20 protein-coding genes and 1 tRNA gene are annotated in these 16846 nt (G+C 36.3%); 7 read left to right on the forward strand and 14 right to left on the reverse strand.

Annotated elements, in window-relative coordinates; all coding sequences use genetic code 11:
- Positions 1-66: 66 nt before the first annotated feature.
- Positions 67-609 (forward strand): RNA polymerase sigma factor, encoded by a 543-nt coding sequence (locus BN988_RS05190; protein WP_036573800.1) that lies wholly within the window; start codon positions 67-69, stop codon positions 607-609.
- The gene (gene spoIIP, locus BN988_RS05195; protein ID WP_051557685.1) at positions 596-1510 is read left to right on the forward strand and encodes a stage II sporulation protein P; all 915 of its coding nucleotides are present in this window, start codon (positions 596-598) and stop codon (positions 1508-1510) included. The genes BN988_RS05190 and spoIIP overlap by 14 nt, the downstream gene beginning before the upstream one ends.
- Before the next feature lie 111 nt (positions 1511-1621).
- Here the strand turns inward: spoIIP and BN988_RS05200 are convergent, their stop codons facing one another.
- The 7 genes from BN988_RS05200 to BN988_RS05230 form a co-directional block, all read right to left on the reverse strand.
- Positions 1622-2059 carry a VOC family protein gene (locus BN988_RS05200; RefSeq protein WP_036573801.1) on the reverse strand — a complete coding sequence of 146 codons (438 nt, stop codon included), beginning with the start codon at positions 2057-2059 and terminating at the stop codon, positions 1622-1624.
- Between the two features lie 112 nt (positions 2060-2171).
- A complete protein-coding gene (locus tag BN988_RS05205) occupies positions 2172-2633 on the reverse strand; it encodes a GNAT family N-acetyltransferase (RefSeq protein ID WP_036573803.1) in 462 nt (153 codons plus the stop codon).
- Positions 2624-3598 carry a phosphotransferase enzyme family protein gene (locus BN988_RS05210; protein ID WP_036573806.1) on the reverse strand — a complete coding sequence of 325 codons (975 nt, stop codon included), beginning with the start codon at positions 3596-3598 and terminating at the stop codon, positions 2624-2626. The genes BN988_RS05205 and BN988_RS05210 overlap by 10 nt, the downstream gene beginning before the upstream one ends.
- Before the next feature lie 68 nt (positions 3599-3666).
- The gene (locus BN988_RS05215; RefSeq protein ID WP_231495192.1) at positions 3667-4143 is read right to left on the reverse strand and encodes a GNAT family N-acetyltransferase; all 477 of its coding nucleotides are present in this window, start codon (positions 4141-4143) and stop codon (positions 3667-3669) included.
- 139 nt (positions 4144-4282) lie between these two features.
- Positions 4283-5134: an LCP family glycopolymer transferase gene (locus BN988_RS05220; RefSeq protein WP_036573811.1), complete on the reverse strand. Its 852-nt coding sequence runs from the start codon at positions 5132-5134 to the stop codon at positions 4283-4285.
- Positions 5124-5648: a sigma-70 family RNA polymerase sigma factor gene (locus tag BN988_RS05225; protein WP_036573813.1), complete on the reverse strand. Its 525-nt coding sequence runs from the start codon at positions 5646-5648 to the stop codon at positions 5124-5126. Before BN988_RS05225 ends, BN988_RS05220 begins: the two co-directional genes overlap by 11 nt.
- Before the next feature lie 237 nt (positions 5649-5885).
- Positions 5886-6491 carry a TetR/AcrR family transcriptional regulator gene (locus BN988_RS05230; RefSeq protein ID WP_036573815.1) on the reverse strand — a complete coding sequence of 202 codons (606 nt, stop codon included), beginning with the start codon at positions 6489-6491 and terminating at the stop codon, positions 5886-5888.
- A 311-nt stretch (positions 6492-6802) separates the two neighbouring features.
- Between BN988_RS05230 and BN988_RS05235 the strand changes: the two genes are divergently transcribed.
- Positions 6803-7537 (forward strand): SDR family NAD(P)-dependent oxidoreductase, encoded by a 735-nt coding sequence (locus BN988_RS05235; protein WP_036573817.1) that lies wholly within the window; start codon positions 6803-6805, stop codon positions 7535-7537.
- A gap of 143 nt (positions 7538-7680) precedes the next feature.
- Here BN988_RS05235 and BN988_RS05240 read toward each other — a convergent pair whose 3' ends face one another.
- From BN988_RS05240 to BN988_RS05250, 3 genes are read right to left on the reverse strand one after another with little or no spacing between them, the layout of a single operon-like run.
- Positions 7681-8163 (reverse strand): GNAT family N-acetyltransferase, encoded by a 483-nt coding sequence (locus BN988_RS05240; protein WP_036573820.1) that lies wholly within the window; start codon positions 8161-8163, stop codon positions 7681-7683.
- 7 nt (positions 8164-8170) lie between these two features.
- Entirely contained in the window at positions 8171-9433 is a 1263-nt protein-coding gene (locus tag BN988_RS05245; protein ID WP_051557687.1) for an NAD(P)-binding domain-containing protein, read from the reverse strand.
- 18 nt (positions 9434-9451) lie between these two features.
- A complete protein-coding gene (locus BN988_RS05250) occupies positions 9452-9784 on the reverse strand; it encodes an ArsR/SmtB family transcription factor (protein ID WP_036573826.1) in 333 nt (110 codons plus the stop codon).
- Between the two features lie 708 nt (positions 9785-10492).
- Here BN988_RS05250 and BN988_RS05260 point away from each other — a divergent pair.
- Entirely contained in the window at positions 10493-11038 is a 546-nt protein-coding gene (locus tag BN988_RS05260; protein WP_036573832.1) for a GNAT family N-acetyltransferase, read from the forward strand.
- 219 nt (positions 11039-11257) lie between these two features.
- Here BN988_RS05260 and BN988_RS05265 read toward each other — a convergent pair whose 3' ends face one another.
- Complete coding sequence (locus tag BN988_RS05265) at positions 11258-11536, reverse strand: hypothetical protein (protein WP_187120233.1); 279 nt, start codon at positions 11534-11536, stop codon at positions 11258-11260.
- A gap of 84 nt (positions 11537-11620) precedes the next feature.
- Positions 11621-11693, reverse strand: a tRNA-Val gene (locus BN988_RS05270).
- A gap of 202 nt (positions 11694-11895) precedes the next feature.
- On the opposite strand from BN988_RS05270, the gene BN988_RS05275 reads away from it, so the two are divergent.
- Positions 11896-12534 (forward strand): hypothetical protein, encoded by a 639-nt coding sequence (locus BN988_RS05275; protein WP_036573833.1) that lies wholly within the window; start codon positions 11896-11898, stop codon positions 12532-12534.
- A 45-nt stretch (positions 12535-12579) separates the two neighbouring features.
- Here BN988_RS05275 and BN988_RS05280 read toward each other — a convergent pair whose 3' ends face one another.
- On the reverse strand, positions 12580-12831 hold the full coding sequence (locus tag BN988_RS05280) for a spore coat protein (RefSeq protein WP_036573835.1): 252 nt from the start codon (positions 12829-12831) through the stop codon (positions 12580-12582).
- Positions 12832-12844: 13 nt separating this feature from the next.
- Positions 12845-13033, reverse strand: coding sequence for a hypothetical protein (locus tag BN988_RS05285; RefSeq protein ID WP_036573837.1), 189 nt, complete (start codon positions 13031-13033; stop codon positions 12845-12847).
- Between the two features lie 187 nt (positions 13034-13220).
- Here BN988_RS05285 and BN988_RS05290 point away from each other — a divergent pair, with 187 nt between their 5' ends.
- A complete protein-coding gene (locus BN988_RS05290; RefSeq protein ID WP_036573840.1) occupies positions 13221-14951 on the forward strand; it encodes an ABC transporter ATP-binding protein in 1731 nt (576 codons plus the stop codon).
- Positions 14941-16761, forward strand: coding sequence for an ABC transporter ATP-binding protein (locus BN988_RS05295; protein ID WP_036573843.1), 1821 nt, complete (start codon positions 14941-14943; stop codon positions 16759-16761). Before BN988_RS05290 ends, BN988_RS05295 begins: the two co-directional genes overlap by 11 nt.
- The last annotated feature ends 85 nt before the right edge of the window (positions 16762-16846 follow it).

Below are 16846 nucleotides of genomic sequence, written 5' to 3' on the forward strand. Positions count from 1 at the left end.
CTGTAACTTTTATACAGGGTCATTCGATTAATAGTAGAAGACTGATAAAAAAGGAGGGATTTACTATTGCCTTATGAAGATGATTTCGTAAATAATATCGAATTCATTTATGAAAAATATTATCTTGAAGTGTATAAATTTCTAGTATGCTTCGTTGGAAGCCGAGAAGAGGCTGAAGATTTGACGCAAGATGTATTTATTAAAGTATTAAAACATCATAAAAAATTTAACCACCACTCTAAATTATCAACTTGGATTCTTTCCATTGCAAAACATACAGCTATCGATTATCTACGCAGAAAAAAGTTCACAACATTGTTTAAACAAAGTTATTTTAATAAACTTCCAGATAATGAAAAGCAACCAGACTTGTTACTTAGTGATTCAGAGAACCAAGAAGTAGTCAAAAAAGCTATTAGATCTCTAAAACCACAGTATAGATCAGTTGTAATTCTAAGAGGTGTTAATGAATTATCAATAAAAGAAAGTGCTGAAATATTAGGCTGCAGTGAGTCTAAAGTTAAGGTGGATTTCCATCGTGCATTGAAAATTCTTAGAAAGAACCTCAATACTTTAAAAGAGGAGGTATTTATTAATGCCAACGGATAAAGAGATACTTGATTTGATTAAGAATACTTCAGAGTTAAGACCAAGTAATAACTTTCTTAGTAAAAGTAAAAAGGTCTTAAAGGTTAAGGCAGAGAAGATTAATCAAAGGAGGCGTATTAGGAGAAACGCAAAATTTGGTATTATTTTTTCTATGTCCTTAGCTATTGTACTATGGTTTTCTTTTTTTAACGGTTCCCAATCTGTCCTCTCAACTTATAACTCTATTCTATCTTCACTCAGCCAAAATGAAAAATTAACTACCACAACTAATACAGATCCATCAGTTCTCATTTATCATACACACAACCAAGAATCTTTTACTCCATATATAAAAACAGACACATCCATAGAACCTTTTCACACAGAAAAAAACATTACACTTGTTGGCGAAAAACTTGCAAACTTTTTAAATCAAAAGGGGGTTAATTCAATTCATGACAAAACTGATATAACTAAAGAGTTGGAAATTGAAGGCGCAGGCTATGGCAATGCTTACGATTCCTCTAGAAAAGTAGTAACAGATGCTTTAAACCAAAATAAAGATATCAAGTTAATACTGGATCTCCACAGGGATAATTTAGAAAGAAGAAATACGACAGTCGAACTAAATAGTATTGAAATACCCAGAATATCTTTTGTTGTTTCAGGAAATAGTTACTACTATGAAAAAAATTTAAAGGTAGCTACCTTATTACACGAAAAGCTAGAAAGCAAGTATCCAGGTGTTTCTAGAGGAATAATTACAAAAGGAGGAGATACTCCAGGATCCTACAATCAAGATTTACATGAACATTCACTTTTACTAAATATCGGTGGAGTTGAAAACACCTTAGAAGAGGAATATAAAAGCGCAGAAATTATTGCTGAAGTAATCGTTGAGGTTTTAGATGATTTAGAATAAAACCCTTTCCTAATATAACTATAAAATTACACAAAAAAGTCGGTTTCTAGAGTATTTAGAACCGACTTTAAATCTGCCCTTCATTTTTTAAAAATCATTTCCAGTAAATCCTTAATCTATAACCAACATATTAGATTCATCAAATTCCCAGTCTTCTCCGTATGCTACTTCCCAGTAGTAGCCATCCAGATCAGTAAAGTATCCACTATAACCGCCCCAATCTGTTTCTTTAGGTTCTTTAATAATTTTAGCACCAGCTAACTCTGCCCTCTTAAAAACTTTATCGACTTCTCCCATTGATTTGGCGTTATATGCCAGTGTTATACCTGGGAAACCCTCTGACAAAGCTGGCGGGTTTTCATTATTTATATCCTTAGCAAGTGCTTCAAGCGGATATAATGCAATCCTAGATCCTTCATTTCTAAAAAAGATGATAGCTGGATCAGATTCAGGACCCATAATTGAAGTCTCAAACCCTAGTTCCTTGAAGAAATTATGGGACTTTATAATATCTTTCGTACCAAGCGTTACTAAATTTAGTCTATTCATATTTTAACCCCCATCTACGTTATCTTTATTTATTTCTACAATGCGGCTCAATACCCTTTTATTAAAAGAATAATTTAGAAATAAATAGATTAACCTCTTCGTACGTTGAAGATTATAGTTGCTTATATACAACTTCCCGATACTCAACAAAGCCCTGCTTATCATAAAAATCCTTTGCAGTTATGTTGTCCACCCAGTAATCTAACTCGACTTTATCTATGCCTTGTTCACTTGCTAACTTATATATGTAGTTCATTAAGTTGGTGCCATACCCCTTTTTTTGTTGTGTGGAGAGTATACTGATTTGGTGTACATAAACAACTTCATAACTTTTTTTAAAGGCACTTTCCGGATATTCTTTCATTTCTATCCAAGCATAACCAACTGCTTGTTGATTATCTTCTACTAGCAAGAAAACAAATTGCTTCTTTTCTATTAGTTTCTTAAATTCTTCTTTGATTGCTTTATAGTTATATTCCTTAAAGTAATGCGGATAAAGTGAATAATGTAAATCATGGACTGGCTTGTTTAATTTGGCAACTAAGTTAGAATCCTTCGTTTGAGTTATTTCCATATAAGCCCTCCGTTAGAATTTGTTTTATTACTTAGAAGGGAATGTTTTCGTTCAATTCTCATCCTAAAATGATTCATTATTCTTATCTGATCTTCAGTTAGGTTTTCTATATCCCAGTACATATGCATTAAACTGTACTCAAACACTTCTTTTAATTTAATAAATAGGGGAAGATGTTCTAACATTCCTTGAGCTAACTCATTTTCTTCATGATAGCCATCTAATATTGCCTTTGTTATATTCTCTTCATAGTCAACTATGTTACCTCCACCGATAAACGAATACTCTAAGGCACTATATATTGGAACTGCTAAGTCATATAGATAGAAATGTTTCTCGCAATCTTGAAAGTCGATCATAGTCATTTTCAAGCCATCATCAACCAGTATGTTTTCAAGCCACAAGTCCCCATGTAGTAAACCAAAATTCGAATCATTTTTTGGCAGCTCTTTTATAGTAGTTAAGACCTCTTCCGCAATCGCTCTGATTGTATATTCTTCTTTAGGAATATATTTAAGAAAGGCGTACTCCTCATTTTCATGCCAATCTTTAATATATTTTGGTGAATATATTTCTTCAAATTGTTTCGAAAGACGATGTAATTTCCCTATTTGCCGACCTAATTCTTTTAAAACTGTCGCATTCCATTGTTTCCTTGGTAAATGTATTCCTGGAGCTGCTTTATAAAGGGCGACTAATACTTCCTTGTTTTGAAGTGATACTTTTTCTACGAACTTATTATTTGAAGAGAGTATTCCAGGAGAAACCCCTAATCCTTCTTGAAACAGGAAGTTTGTATAATTAATTTCCTCTAACTGTTCCTCAAAACTTTTATAATTGGTTACCCTTGCGAAGTAATCACCATCATCTGTAGTACAGCTAAACATTTCGTTTGTTACTGGTTTAATATTCTTGAAATTCCCCTGATACGTTTCATTGAGAAAACGAAGTATCTTCTGCTCCATATTTTTATTTTCCTTTCTCTTACTAAACTTTTGCTCTGATAGAATAAGTGCTCTTTAAAAGAGTTTAACTATTGTCGTATCGTATTAAACTCTTGAGTAAACTTCCCATCTTTCAAAAACTCCATAAAATTACCATTAGTAAATTCCTTAACCACTTTATGCCAAAATGTATGTGCAGACTTGTTATTTTCTATTTGAGTAATTTTCCAAAACCCGGGAAACATGTTGAATAGTTTTGAGGCAATTTCTTTCCCATAGCCTTTACCACTATGTTTAGCCATTATAAAAAACTCTTTAATTGTATTCGGACTTGACACTTTTGAACTTTCTATTAGTACGAACCCTATCAGCTCATCCTCAAACTTAACAAAAAAGGCATGAAAATTATCATTATCCCAGTATTTTTTTAAGTTAAACGAATTGTATTGCCCATTCTCCCCCAAACTAATAGTAGGAATGTATTTACTAAATTCATAAATATAAAACTGCATAATATTTTGTAGTACATCTTCGTCTACTGGTCGTACCTTTTGTAAGTTTAACAATCTGGCAACCTCCTTCCACATATTAATTTCTTTGCTGTCAACAAAATGAAAGAGTCATTATTTATGGTATAGTTTATCACAAAAAACAAACTGTGCAGGAAGAGTTTTCCAACCCTTTCTAACACAGTCTGTATCATCGCTATTCACCCAAATGCTGCTTTAACTTTTGAGAAGTTTCCTCAAGGACACTGTTATTTATCTTTTTGTAGTATATTCCGTTAATTATCTTTTCCTCTATCCCCTCTTCCATATCAATCACTTGAATGGATTCCAAATTATTATCAAATTGATTAAATATTTCAGTTGGGAAATTGGATTGACTTCCGTTAATTAGGTCTTTAAATTGTGAGATTGATAACTGTTCTTTAATTAGTTTTCCAACACGGTCTTCTTTCACAACTTCTTCTCTTTCCACACCCTCACTAATCCCTAAAGTTTTCTTAATTTCTTCTGTTGGGATAACCGAATAATAATCAATAGGAAAATCGAATAGGTGCGATACAGTTGTTAAGACTGCTTCAGGTGATCGACTAAAAGCATAGGCGTGCGTTAACTTATCTTTCTCTAGGCTATCTCCTTCTGCGTTAAGTATTTCAACGTATGCATCACGAGGTATTGGAACTAGATTCACACTTTTGTCGCTATTGTTGTACGTCATTAAAATGTTAAATTCACTTCTATGACTTGCTAGATTCTCTCCGATTAGTAAAGCAGAAAATGACGAATCATTTTGTTGGGATGCTTGTTGTTGATCTGCGCTTTCTTGACTATAGAGAGTTGGTATAAGTAAACCAATTGCTAAAATTATTACCACTACACTCCCCAATATAGGACCTAAACGGTTTATTCTCCTAGATTGGCTGGTGTTATTTTGTTTTTCACGCTCTTTTTGATGAATTTTGTTAAACGTTTTGGCCCGGTCTTCTTTAGTAAAGGTAAGATCTTCATCATCCAAATAGGAAAATAGCTGCTTTTTATCTTTATCCTTCATAGATAGTTGCCTCCTCCATTAAGTTTTTTAATTTTTGTCTTCCTCTACTAAGCCTCGTTTTAATAGTATTGATTTTAAGGTCCGTTATTTCTGATATTTCACCAAGTGAAAAAGACTTATAGTAAAATAGAAAGATAACTTCCCGATATTTTGGTGGCAAAGAAAAAATTAATTTCTTCATTTCTTCTTGTTCGGACTCTTTGATTACTTCATCTTCTGTGGAAGGTAACAAGGAGTTAAAAGCACTTCCCACAAGACTTCTTGCATGTACTTTTCTATAATGCCAGCTTCTTAAATAGTCTTTGCACTGGTTAATCGTGATTCTATACAGCCACGTTTTCATTGCAGAATCTGAACGGAAATTATCTAGGTTTTCATAACACTTGATGAAGGTATTTTGCACCATGTCTTTGGCAGTTTCGTTATCTTTCACATAGTTAAATGCCAATCGTACCAATTCACCCCCATGTTTTCCCATCACTTCTTCTAAAATCTCCTCTTTTGAACTTTCCATAGCTGCCCTCTTTTCCAACCTCTTTCTATAATTTGGCCTTTAGACGAGAACCATTGAACAATGGTTTCATATTTTGTATATAGATTTGATTTTTTTGTTATACAAAAACTCCTTTCCATTGTAATTACTTGGAAAGGAATTTTAGTTCACCACATAAGTAAGTTTATTAATTAAAGATGCGTCATGGGTGTTAGGAATATAACAAGAAATCTTATTACTAATTTATTGCTTTTTAATTTAGTCACTTCCGACATACTTAATGGTTTCCATATGTGTTCTTGCTAAGTTAATCACTTCATTTATAAATTCTTCTTTTGTCTCTTGAAAACCTTGTTGGATCCAATTAATAAGAAGCCCATAAAAACCATAAGCAGTATAGCGTGTAAAATAATTCATGTTTACAGGGACATGATTGACTGTCTCAAAAGTGAATTTTTCCTGATAAATCTTTAAAATGGTCTGTGGGAATCTGGTATGTAATCCTGGTATCGTATCGTCAAATTTAATTAACTCAAAAAAATGCCTGTTTTCGTATATATAAGAAACAATGCTAAAAGACTCGGTATCAAGTTTCTTTGTCGATACCGTGCGACCCGTCACAAAAGGTTTTCCCACTGATTCTTCTAGCCCATCAAGCATGATATCCATTAAGTCAGTTGTTAGCTCAAACTTATCTTGATAATGGACATAAAAAGTACTTCGGTTATAAGAAGCATGATCCACGATGTCTTTTACGGACACTGCATGAAATCCTTTTTCTTTAATCAGTTCAATAAGGGACTGCTTAAGATGTTCCTTTGTTCGATTTTTCCGCTGAGATTTCATTTCAAGTTTTTCATCCATTTAAAAACCTCCAAAACAAAGACACTTTTATAAAAAATGTCTATTAATTCAACACTTATCAAAAAAATAATGATTGGTTAAGGAATAATAAGAGACTAGAATTAACTTGTAAACAATAAAGTGAAACTTCAAACAGTGGGGTTTTCATTCTTCTCCCACTGATTGTTAGTTGAACGAATCGGAGTGTTAGCGTCCGTTTACTCCCACTCAAAACTAGTTTCACCTTATGTTTTGAAGTGGAAGTCTTACGGACGGTTGCACTGAGATAAATTAATACGTTCTATAATTCTATTATACTGGAGGAATCTGTTATGGGTAAACTACAAGATAGAGTAGCAATAATTACTGGGGGTGCATCCGGCATAGGTGCAGCAACAGCAAAATTATTTGTTTCAGAAGGTGCAAAAGTTGTACTTGTGGATTTAAATGAAGAAAAAGGAAAAGCATTCCAGGAAGAATTACAAGCGCAGGGTGCAGAAGCTCTTTTTGTGAAAGCTAATATTACAAGTGAAGAAGAGGTAGCAAACGTTTTTAAAGAAACTACTAACAAGTTCGGTAAAGTAGACATCGTATTCAACAATGCGGGAATTGGCCGTGTACACTCGTCTCATGATTTAGATTACAGTGAATGGAGAAATACAGTAAATGTTGACTTAGACGGTGTATTTTTAGTAGCGCGTGAAGCAATCCGTGGAATGCTTGAAAGTGGGGGTACCATTGTAAATACTGCTTCTATGTATGGCTGGGTCGGTTCACCAGGAAGTGCAGCATACAACGCTGCAAAAGCTGGGGTTATTAATCTAACACGCTCTCTAGCTCTTGAGTATGCAGAGAAGAATATTCGTATTAATGCCTTGTGCCCAGGCTTTATTGACACACCTATCATTCCAGAGGAAAGCAAAAAAGAATTGTCTTCCATTACACCGATGAAACGACTTGGAAAAGCAGAAGAAATGGCTAAAGCTGTATTATTCTTAGCAAGCGATGATTCTTCATATATGACAGGTAACAGCCTTACTGTTGATGGTGGGTATACGGCACAATAGCAAAAATAAGTTAATAATTTAAGTGAATCAGCGGGGAATATTCTTCCTCGCTGATTTTTTATTACCCGAAAATCTCTTAGTCACCTTACCTTTCTTGAACCGACACACAGCGTTATTGCTTAATTCACGATAGCTTATATAATTCATATTTTCTTTTCTAGCAGAAGTACATCTTTCCATTCCCCATGTAACTGTGCAATTTTCTCTCTTCTGCCAACTACATTAAAACCAAACTTTTGATGTAAAGCCAAACTTGCAATGTTCTCAGGGAAAACTCCTGCTTGTATTGTCCATACTCCCTCTTTTTGACAAATTTTTAGTATAGATTCAATTAATGCAGAACCAATTCCATTTCCTTGAAAGTCAAGATCTACGTATATACCTAATTCAACAACACCTTTATATACTTGACGTGAAGAGTATGGGGTTATTGCTACCCATCCTGCCACATTACCCTTTATTTCAGCAACGAGTCTGCCGTAAGTTAGTTTACTCTTGTTCCATTCTTCCCAGTCAGGAGCCTTGGTTTCAAAGGTAGCTATTCCACCTTCAATTCCCATCTTGTAAATGTCCCTTACACGTTCCCAATCACTTCTATGCATCTCACGCACTTGAACGGATGCCATAACCATATCAACCACAGCAATTCTGCTGCTTTGTAGGAATAATATTTGTCTTACAAACACCCGTTTCTGGCAATTTTAATCTCACCTGTTTTGCTGCTTGAACATCTCCAGCAATAGAGGCGACGATGGACCTAACCTGTTCGTATCCTGTTGTCATTAAGAATGTTGGTGCCCTACCATAGGATTTTACGCCCGCTATATAGAAATTAGCTTCTGGGTGTCTTAACTGTTCTTCCCCATGAGGACGTACTGTTCCACAGCTATGCAGGTTTGGATCAATTAAAGGTGCTAATGCCGGAGTACTTTCAACTACCGGATCAACCGCATATCTTATTTCACGAAGAAAACTAAAATCAGGTCGTGCACCTGTATTAACGATAAGTTCGTCAACGGAGACCTCTTCTCCTTCTCTACTAGTAAGTGTATAGCGAGGTCCACTATGATTAATTTCCCCTACATGAAAGGGAGCTAATACTTCCACAATTCCTTGTTGTACAAGCTCGCGTACACTTGCCCCTAAAGCGCCGCGTGCTTCAAGCTGATCTTGAGTCTCTCCTCCAAATGCAGACATCGGAGATTCTCTTCTTAAAACCCAAGATATTTTTGTAGCTGGATAAGTTTCCTTCAACTCCGCGAGATTCATTAGTGAGTTTAAAGCAGAATGGCCAGCACCGATTACGGCCGTATGCTTATTTTTAAAATCTTCTGGTTCTTGTTGTACTGCTGGAATATTTGTATGGACTAATTCTCTTAGAGAAGAATCAAGCCATAGTCCATCAGAATATGGTGGATTAGGATTCTGCCAAGACCCACTAGCATCTATAATGGCTGATGCTTTTATTTTGTTTAAAGAAGCTCCTTTTTTAAAATGAACGACAAAGTCTCTATCGTTTCGTCCATCAGATTTTAATTTGTCAGCACCATCTTTTGTAATAGAAATAACTTCTGCATTGTATTGCGTATTATCTTTTATCACTTTTAATTCCGATAATGGTTGAAGATATTCCTCTACTAACTCTTTACCTGTTGGCAACTTATCTTTATTCGGATGTTGCCAGCCAGCTTCTTGCAATAACTGTATTGCTGCTTGATTCGTATTGTACTCCCACGGAGAAAATAGTTGTACATGTCCCCATTCTAGGATGTTACTACCAACGGTTTCACCTTTTTCCAAAATCTTAAAAGGTATATTATATTCAACTAAGTGTGCAGCGGCTGCTAAACCGACAGGACCGGCACCAATAATTACTACTGGTAATTGTTTACTCATAATACGCACCCCTTTGATTTAATTTGAACAGTTATTTTCACTATTTTTTGCTGGACCTCTGAATATGCAACAAAGCTCCTCTGATAGTATATGGTTCAACATTGACGGGTTCAGCCCATAATAATTCCATGTCCCCTTCTTCTCTCTCGTGATCAACTCAGCATCAAGAAGAATTTTCAAATGGTAGGAAAGCTTTGACTGTGCCATATCGAAAGCATCGGTTAAGTCGCAAACACAACTGGATTCCTCTGGTGATTCAGCCAGCAATTGAAGCAATTCTAACCGCTTCGTATCAGCTAAAGCTTTAAAGATCGCTTGATAATCACTTAGCTTAAGATCTTTCGTTTCCATGTTCTCAACTCCTTACATCAAATTATTTTGATTTATATTCATAGTATATATCAAAATAATTTGATTTAAAAGTGGTATGCTTCCCTTTATAAAAAATCAGCAAGATATAACGAAAAATGGGCAAAAAAAGAAGCCTCCTATAAGAGGCCCAATAAATTAATAGTTTAGTAATCTCTATCGCAAAAATTGTGAAACTTTTTCTTTTGACAAGAGCAAAAAGCAGTAGTGTGAAACCATGGATGATCAAAATAACTATTTCTTCTGGAGTTGTCTTGGTCATGATGATGACCTTGCTTTTTGTGACAGCCACATTCATGTCTCTGATGCTTTTGACAGGAACTGCAACTACTCATAATAAATCACCCTCCCTTCTTTCTAACACTATATGAAAATAGATAGAAAAAGATTGGACAGGTCTCATAGTTAAAAATACATTTGATTCAGTGCTCCACTAACTGGCACCTTCCACTACACTACAGTACTATATTGGTCCCTTTAAATAACTGATAAAATTGTTTAATTGTGAAACTTTAATATCACTATTTCGTACATATGTTTACAATCTAATAACACTAGCTTAGAAACGAAGGGAACTATAACTATTGCCATTTTAGCCTTAGAATCTATAGTGGCATTGTATTCAAACCGCTTTATCAAAGTCTTCCTTTTGAGTAGTGTTGGATATTTTTATCTTAAGGAAGTGTTCTAATGAAAATTGAAACAGAACGACTAATAATTAAACCATTTGAAAGGCATCATTTTAATGAGGTCTATGAAATTTTTAAAGATGCTTCAACGTGCAGATACCTCTTACATGACAAATGGACTCATGAAGATAAAGAACAGAAGTTTAATAAGAAATTAAATAATAATCAACTAACAAAGGGACGTGCTTTGAATTTAGCGGTCTTGGTGGAATCTAACGTAATTGGAGATCTATCTGTTTGGTACACAGATATGAAAGATACTGTTGAAATTGGGTATACATTTTCAAAATCCATGGCTGGGAAAGGGTATGCAACAGAGGCTGTTATGGCACTGATAAACTATTTATTTAAAACTGAAAAAGTTCATCGTATTCAAGCGAGTCTAGATGCACGCAATATAGCATCTGAAAAATTATGTAGAAGGGTGGGAATGAGAAAAGAAGCTCACTTTATACAAGACTTTTGGAATAAAGATGAGTGGACCGATAGCATTGTATTTGGAATGCTCAAATCTGACTATGTAAATTTCAATTCTAGTTATACATAGAGAGTGAGGTAAATTTATAAATCCTCACTCTCTGTTGTAACAATTATCTCTAAATCTTGCCCTATCACTTCAATCAACGTTGTTGCGATAAGGTTTAGATAGTGACTCTTTATCCAATCCCGCTGAAATATATTTACACAGTAAATGGTGAGTGTTTATTCTGTAAAGTTCGCTCTGGTGTGTGCAAACCAAGCTTCAAAAGAATCAGAGGAGACACTACTAGATATTACTAGATATCAATTCTAATATTTTTCTCCATCTATGATCATCTTCCATTTTATTTTCTTCAGTATCGTCATATGTAGGAGAAACTAAGATGGTAAGGCCTGCTTCACCATAATCCCACATTTTCACCCATGGATACGTCCCTTCAGGTAAAATAAAGGTTCGTTCTTCTAATGGATTTATTGGTTTATTATCAGCAGTAGTACCATGAGAAAAGGTAGCAGCGTGTATTTTTACTAATCTATTGGTATCGTTAAAATACTTAAACTTCACTATCTATCTCCTCCTACTTCATTTGTTTAACATGTATTTTTATATAGAAAAAACGTTAATCTTGGATTAACGTTTTTCAAGTAGTGATTCCGATTGGGCTCGAACCAACGACCTCTACCCTGTCAAGGTAGCGCTCTCCCAGCTGAGCTACGGAATCGTGTATTTGCAGTAAATCTACTATATAAAATATCTTTCTATCTGTCAATACTAAGAATAGCGCAGCATGATAGTTTTCGCGCAACCCAATCTAGCCCAATATTTTATTCTTTTTCTAAATAAAAGTCCTGATACATAGAGGACTTCCCTGCCTTCACACAGAATGGTAGTAATATGCCAATTACAATGAAGGAGTACTATATATGTCAAATAATAAGAAAGAATCTTTTAAAGAAATAAATGTTGAACGATTAAATATTGTAGATCCTGCTGGGAAGGTCAAAATGTCGCTTTTCAACCAAGATAACATTCCTCCAGTTCTTATGAATGGAGAAGATATTCTCCCCGGACACAGACAAAAAGATCCTATCTCAGGCATAATGTTTTATAATCAAAATGAAGATGAATGTGGTGGACTGATCTATGGAAATGGTAAGGATGAGAATGATAACGAAACGGTTTTTGCTTCTCTAACCTTTGATCAATTTAAACAAGACCAAGTAGTACAAATGAGGTATGTCGAAGAGAATGAAGAACGACATTATGGTTTTTCTATTTTTGATCGCCCTTCTACTCCACTTCCTGAACTAATTAAAGAATATGAAAATATTCAAACGAGGGATAACAATACAGGTAATCAGCATGAAAAGTTGGCGGATTTATTTAAGGGTAATGCTGAGCGCGCTTTTATGGGGAAAAATAAAAACGGAGAGGTTACCGTACATCTAAATGACCAAAACGGAAATCAACGTATTCGTATGGTGATTGATGAACATGATGTGCCAAAGTTAGAATTCTTGAATGCACAAGGAGAGGTAACTTACAAACTCCCGCCTGAATAATGAAAAACAGGACAGCATCCTCCTGCTGTCCCGCTCCCTTCCCTACTATTGTTGGGTGAGTTGGCTTTTGATTTGCTGCACGACTTGAGGGTTTGCTGGTGCTGCTGGTTGGTAGTACCCTTTTTGACTTGCGTAATTATATAGATTGCGTTGGCGCTGTTCGTCCTGGTTACGTAGTTGAATTAGTGTTTGGCGCAATTGTTCATTGTCTGATTCACTAATATACCCTGCATAGCCTGTAAGACTAGCATTTAATCCTGCCAAATAATCATTTACGATATCTTTTTCTGAAAGCATGTAAAATTCCTCCCTATCCTAAAAATGTCATAAGCTTTTGCTGTGCTGCTTTGGCATCCTGTGCATCTTGTTGCAAGATGGAAACTAGCTGTGGGTCCGTACAATTTTGTGCATAAGCTTCAAGCTTATTTGCGATCATGCCATGCCCACCGATAATGTGACGCAGATTTTCCAATTCGAGTTCTGTTAATTGGTTATTCATTGTGATTACCCCTTTCTTGGAAATACACATCTATCTTTCCCAGCGTTGAAAAGCCTATGCATAAAAAGTCCCTCTCTTGAGCTGTTCATTTTATTTCGAAACACGAATTAAATGAGTGGATAAAAACATACTTTCCTATTATAATAGGAAGAATATTGGATTATTTAATGACAGGTGGAGAGTCAACATGAGAACAGTCTTTTCTTTTATTAAACCGTATAAGCTGGCAGCCGTTGCAGCGTTATTGCTAATGCTTGTAGAATTGGCTGCTGAATTGCTGCTACCGCTATTTTTAGGAAAAATGATTAATGACGGGGTGGTTAACCAGGATATCGATAATATTGTGATGTGGGGCAGTATTATGATCGGTTTATCCTTAATCGGATTCGTAAGCGGCATTATTAACTCCTTCTATTCCTCCCATGTCAGCTGGGGATTTGCCCATGACATAAGGGAAAGATTATTTGCTAAAATACAGGAATTTTCGTTTGCTAATTTAAACAAGTACCCCACTTCCGGACTTGTCACCCGATTTACAAATGATGTGCGTCAGGTACAGAATACTGTGTTTATGATTTTACGCATTATTTCAAAAGCACCACTGATTGTCATTGGTGGTGTGACACTGGCATTTATCGTGGATGCCAAGTTATCCCTAGTTTTCCTTGTTACCGTTCCGTTACTAATTGGATTTATTTTATGGATACTGAAGATTGCGAGTGGTCTTTTCGATAAGGTACAGAAAAGCGTCGACAAAGTAAACCGGGTCATGCAAGAAAATTTAGCTGGCATGCGATTAATCAAGGCATTTTTCCGGAGAAAACATGAAGAGGAACGTTTCACAACGGCAAACAAAGAACTTGCTGATCGTACTCGTTTTACTTTCCGATTTGTGGAGTCCTCCATGCCGGTATTGTTATTTGTAATGAATTTAAGCCTCATTTTCATTATTTGGTTTGGAAACGCTCAGGCCATTGCTGGAGATACTTCTGTCGGAAATGTCGTGGCAATTGTTAACTACGCGCTCCGTGTCTCTATGGCCATTTCCATGTTTACCTTTATTATCATGGCATTTTCTAGGATGAAGGCATCTGCTGAACGTCTAAGTGAGGTATTAAATTTGGAAGTGGATTTAAAGGATTCCGATACGGTAAACTATGGTGTCCATGTAAGTAAGGGTTCTGTAGCATTTCAAGATGTCTCCTTTGCATACCCTGAGACGGAAGAAACGGTTGTAAAGCAAATGACGTTTGAAGTTGCTGCAGGAGAGAAACTCGCTGTTATTGGCTCCACCGGATCAGGAAAAACCTCTTTATTCCAGCTCATCCCACGGCTTTATGACCCAACAGGCGGGACCGTCCTTGTGGATGACAAGCAGCTCACCGATTATTCGCTTGATGAACTGCGCGGTAGCATTGGTTATGTACCGCAGAGTCCACTTCTATTTACTGGTTCGGTGAGAGATAACATTGCTTGGGGAAAAGATCAGGCTACGAACGAAGAAATCGTGCAGGCAGCAAAAGATGCTCAAATTCACGACACTATCATTGGTCTGGATGATCAATATGAGACTCGCGTTGGGCAAAAGGGTGTCAATCTTTCAGGTGGACAGAAGCAACGGATTTCCATTGCGCGTGCGTTGATTCGCAAACCAAAGATTTTAATGCTTGATGACAGTACAAGTGCCCTAGATTTAGCAACAGAATCTCGTTTACTTGATGCAATTGATACGTACCAATGCACCATGCTAATCATTACCCAAAAGATTTCTACTGCTATGCGTGCTGATCGTATTCTGTTAATGGACGAAGGCAAGTTGCTTGCTATTGGAACACATAAAGAACTGCTCGCAACCTCTGAGCTATATCAAAAAATTGTGGAATCCCAATTTGGAAAGGAGTATGCATATGCCAAATAATTCATTAAAGCAGCCTTTTCAATATGAAAAAATTCCTGTTGATACGATAAAGGAAGATAAAGCAAGGAAAGCGAAGGACGCACGTGGAACACTTAAACGGATTTGGTCTTACCTCGCCAGAGAAAAATTCAAGCTTTTTCTAGTGATTTTAATGGTTGTGGCCAGTGCTGGACTTAGCCTACTTGGCCCTTATATGATCGGAATGGCAGTTGACGACTTTATTGTCACAAAAGAAAGTGCTGGACTTGCCACTTTGCTAATCTGGCTCGTTGTTATATTCCTGTTCCACTCCCTATCCATTTTTCTACAAAACTTTTGGATGGTAGATATCGCACAGAACACGGTTTATTCGTTGCGTTCCGATTTATTTTATCAATTTCATCGACTGCCAATTTCGTATTTTGATAAAAGACAGCATGGCGAATTAATGAGTCGTGTTACCAATGATATTGATAATGTGAACAATACCCTGAACCAGTCGGTCATCCAGATTTTTTCCAGTGTATTGACCCTATTTGGAACTGTTGGCGTAATGCTTTATTTAAGCCCATTATTAACGTTCGTGACCATGTCGATTATCCCGGCCATGTTTTTCAGCATTCGCTGGATTACAAGAAGAACAGGACCACTCTATAAATTACAACAAAAAAATCTAGGTGAAGTGAATGGCTATGTGGAGGAAATCGTTTCCGGTCAGCATATTGTAAAAAGCTTCTCTCAAGAAGAACGCGTCATCAAAGAATTTGAAGAGCGTAACCAGAAATTAAATCATTCTGGGTTTTGGGCCTTAACCATCGCCGGTTTTATTCCAAAGGTAATGAATTCACTTAATGCCCTGAGCATGGCTCTTATTGCCCTTGTTGGTGGCATACTTGCGATTAATGGTTTTATAACCGTTGGGATCATCGTCATTTTTACTGAATATGCAAGGCAGTTCACCCGGCCTTTAAATGAACTATCCAATCAGTTTAATATTCTGTTATCCGCCATCGCTGGAGCAGAACGAGTGTTTCAAGTTATAGACGAGAAACAAGAGGAAAGCGATGAAAAAAGCGCAATAAAACTATCAGAGACGGAAGGGAAAATTGTGTTTGACCATGTTTCCTTCGGTTACGAAGACAGCAAAATTCTAAACGATATCAGCTTTGAAGCTGCACCTGGCGAAACAGTTGCCCTTGTTGGGCATACTGGTGCTGGTAAGACGACTATCGTCAATTTAATTTCCCGCTTCTATAATTATGATGAAGGTGAAATTCGGCTTGACGGAAATGCTTTAAAAGATATCCAGCGTTCTAGTCTACGCCAGCATATGGGCTTTGTCTTACAAGATTCCTTCCTCTTCCATGCTACCATTAGGGAAAACATCCGCTATGGTCGCCTTGAAGCAACGGATGAGGAAGTAGTGCAAGCCGCAAAAGATGCGAATGCACATGAATTCATTGAGAAATTGCCTGATGGCTATGATACAATGCTTGACCAGGTTGGTAGTGGAATTAGTCAAGGCCAAAAACAATTGCTTACCATCGCCCGAGCATTGCTTGCAGAACCATCCATTCTGATACTGGATGAAGCGACAAGTAATATCGACACTATTACAGAAATAAAGATTCAAGAGGCTCTTAAACGATTGATGGAAGGCAGAACGAGCTTTGTTATTGCCCACCGCTTGAACACTATTCAGGAAGCAGATAAGATCATAATGCTGGAACACGGGGAAATTCTCGAACAAGGAAGCCATGAATCTTTACTTGAACTTGAAGGAAGTTATTACAACCTTTATAAAGGCCAGTTACTCGAGAAGGCAAACTGAACCTTTTATAATACGAACCCATTGGTTTACAATAAGAAATAGTAGGGAATCAGAAACCGAAATGCTTGAGTATGACTTCCTTAAA

Source organism: Oceanobacillus picturae, assembly GCF_000612865.1.
Taxonomy (GTDB): domain Bacteria; phylum Bacillota; class Bacilli; order Bacillales; family Amphibacillaceae; genus Oceanobacillus_B; species Oceanobacillus_B jordanicus.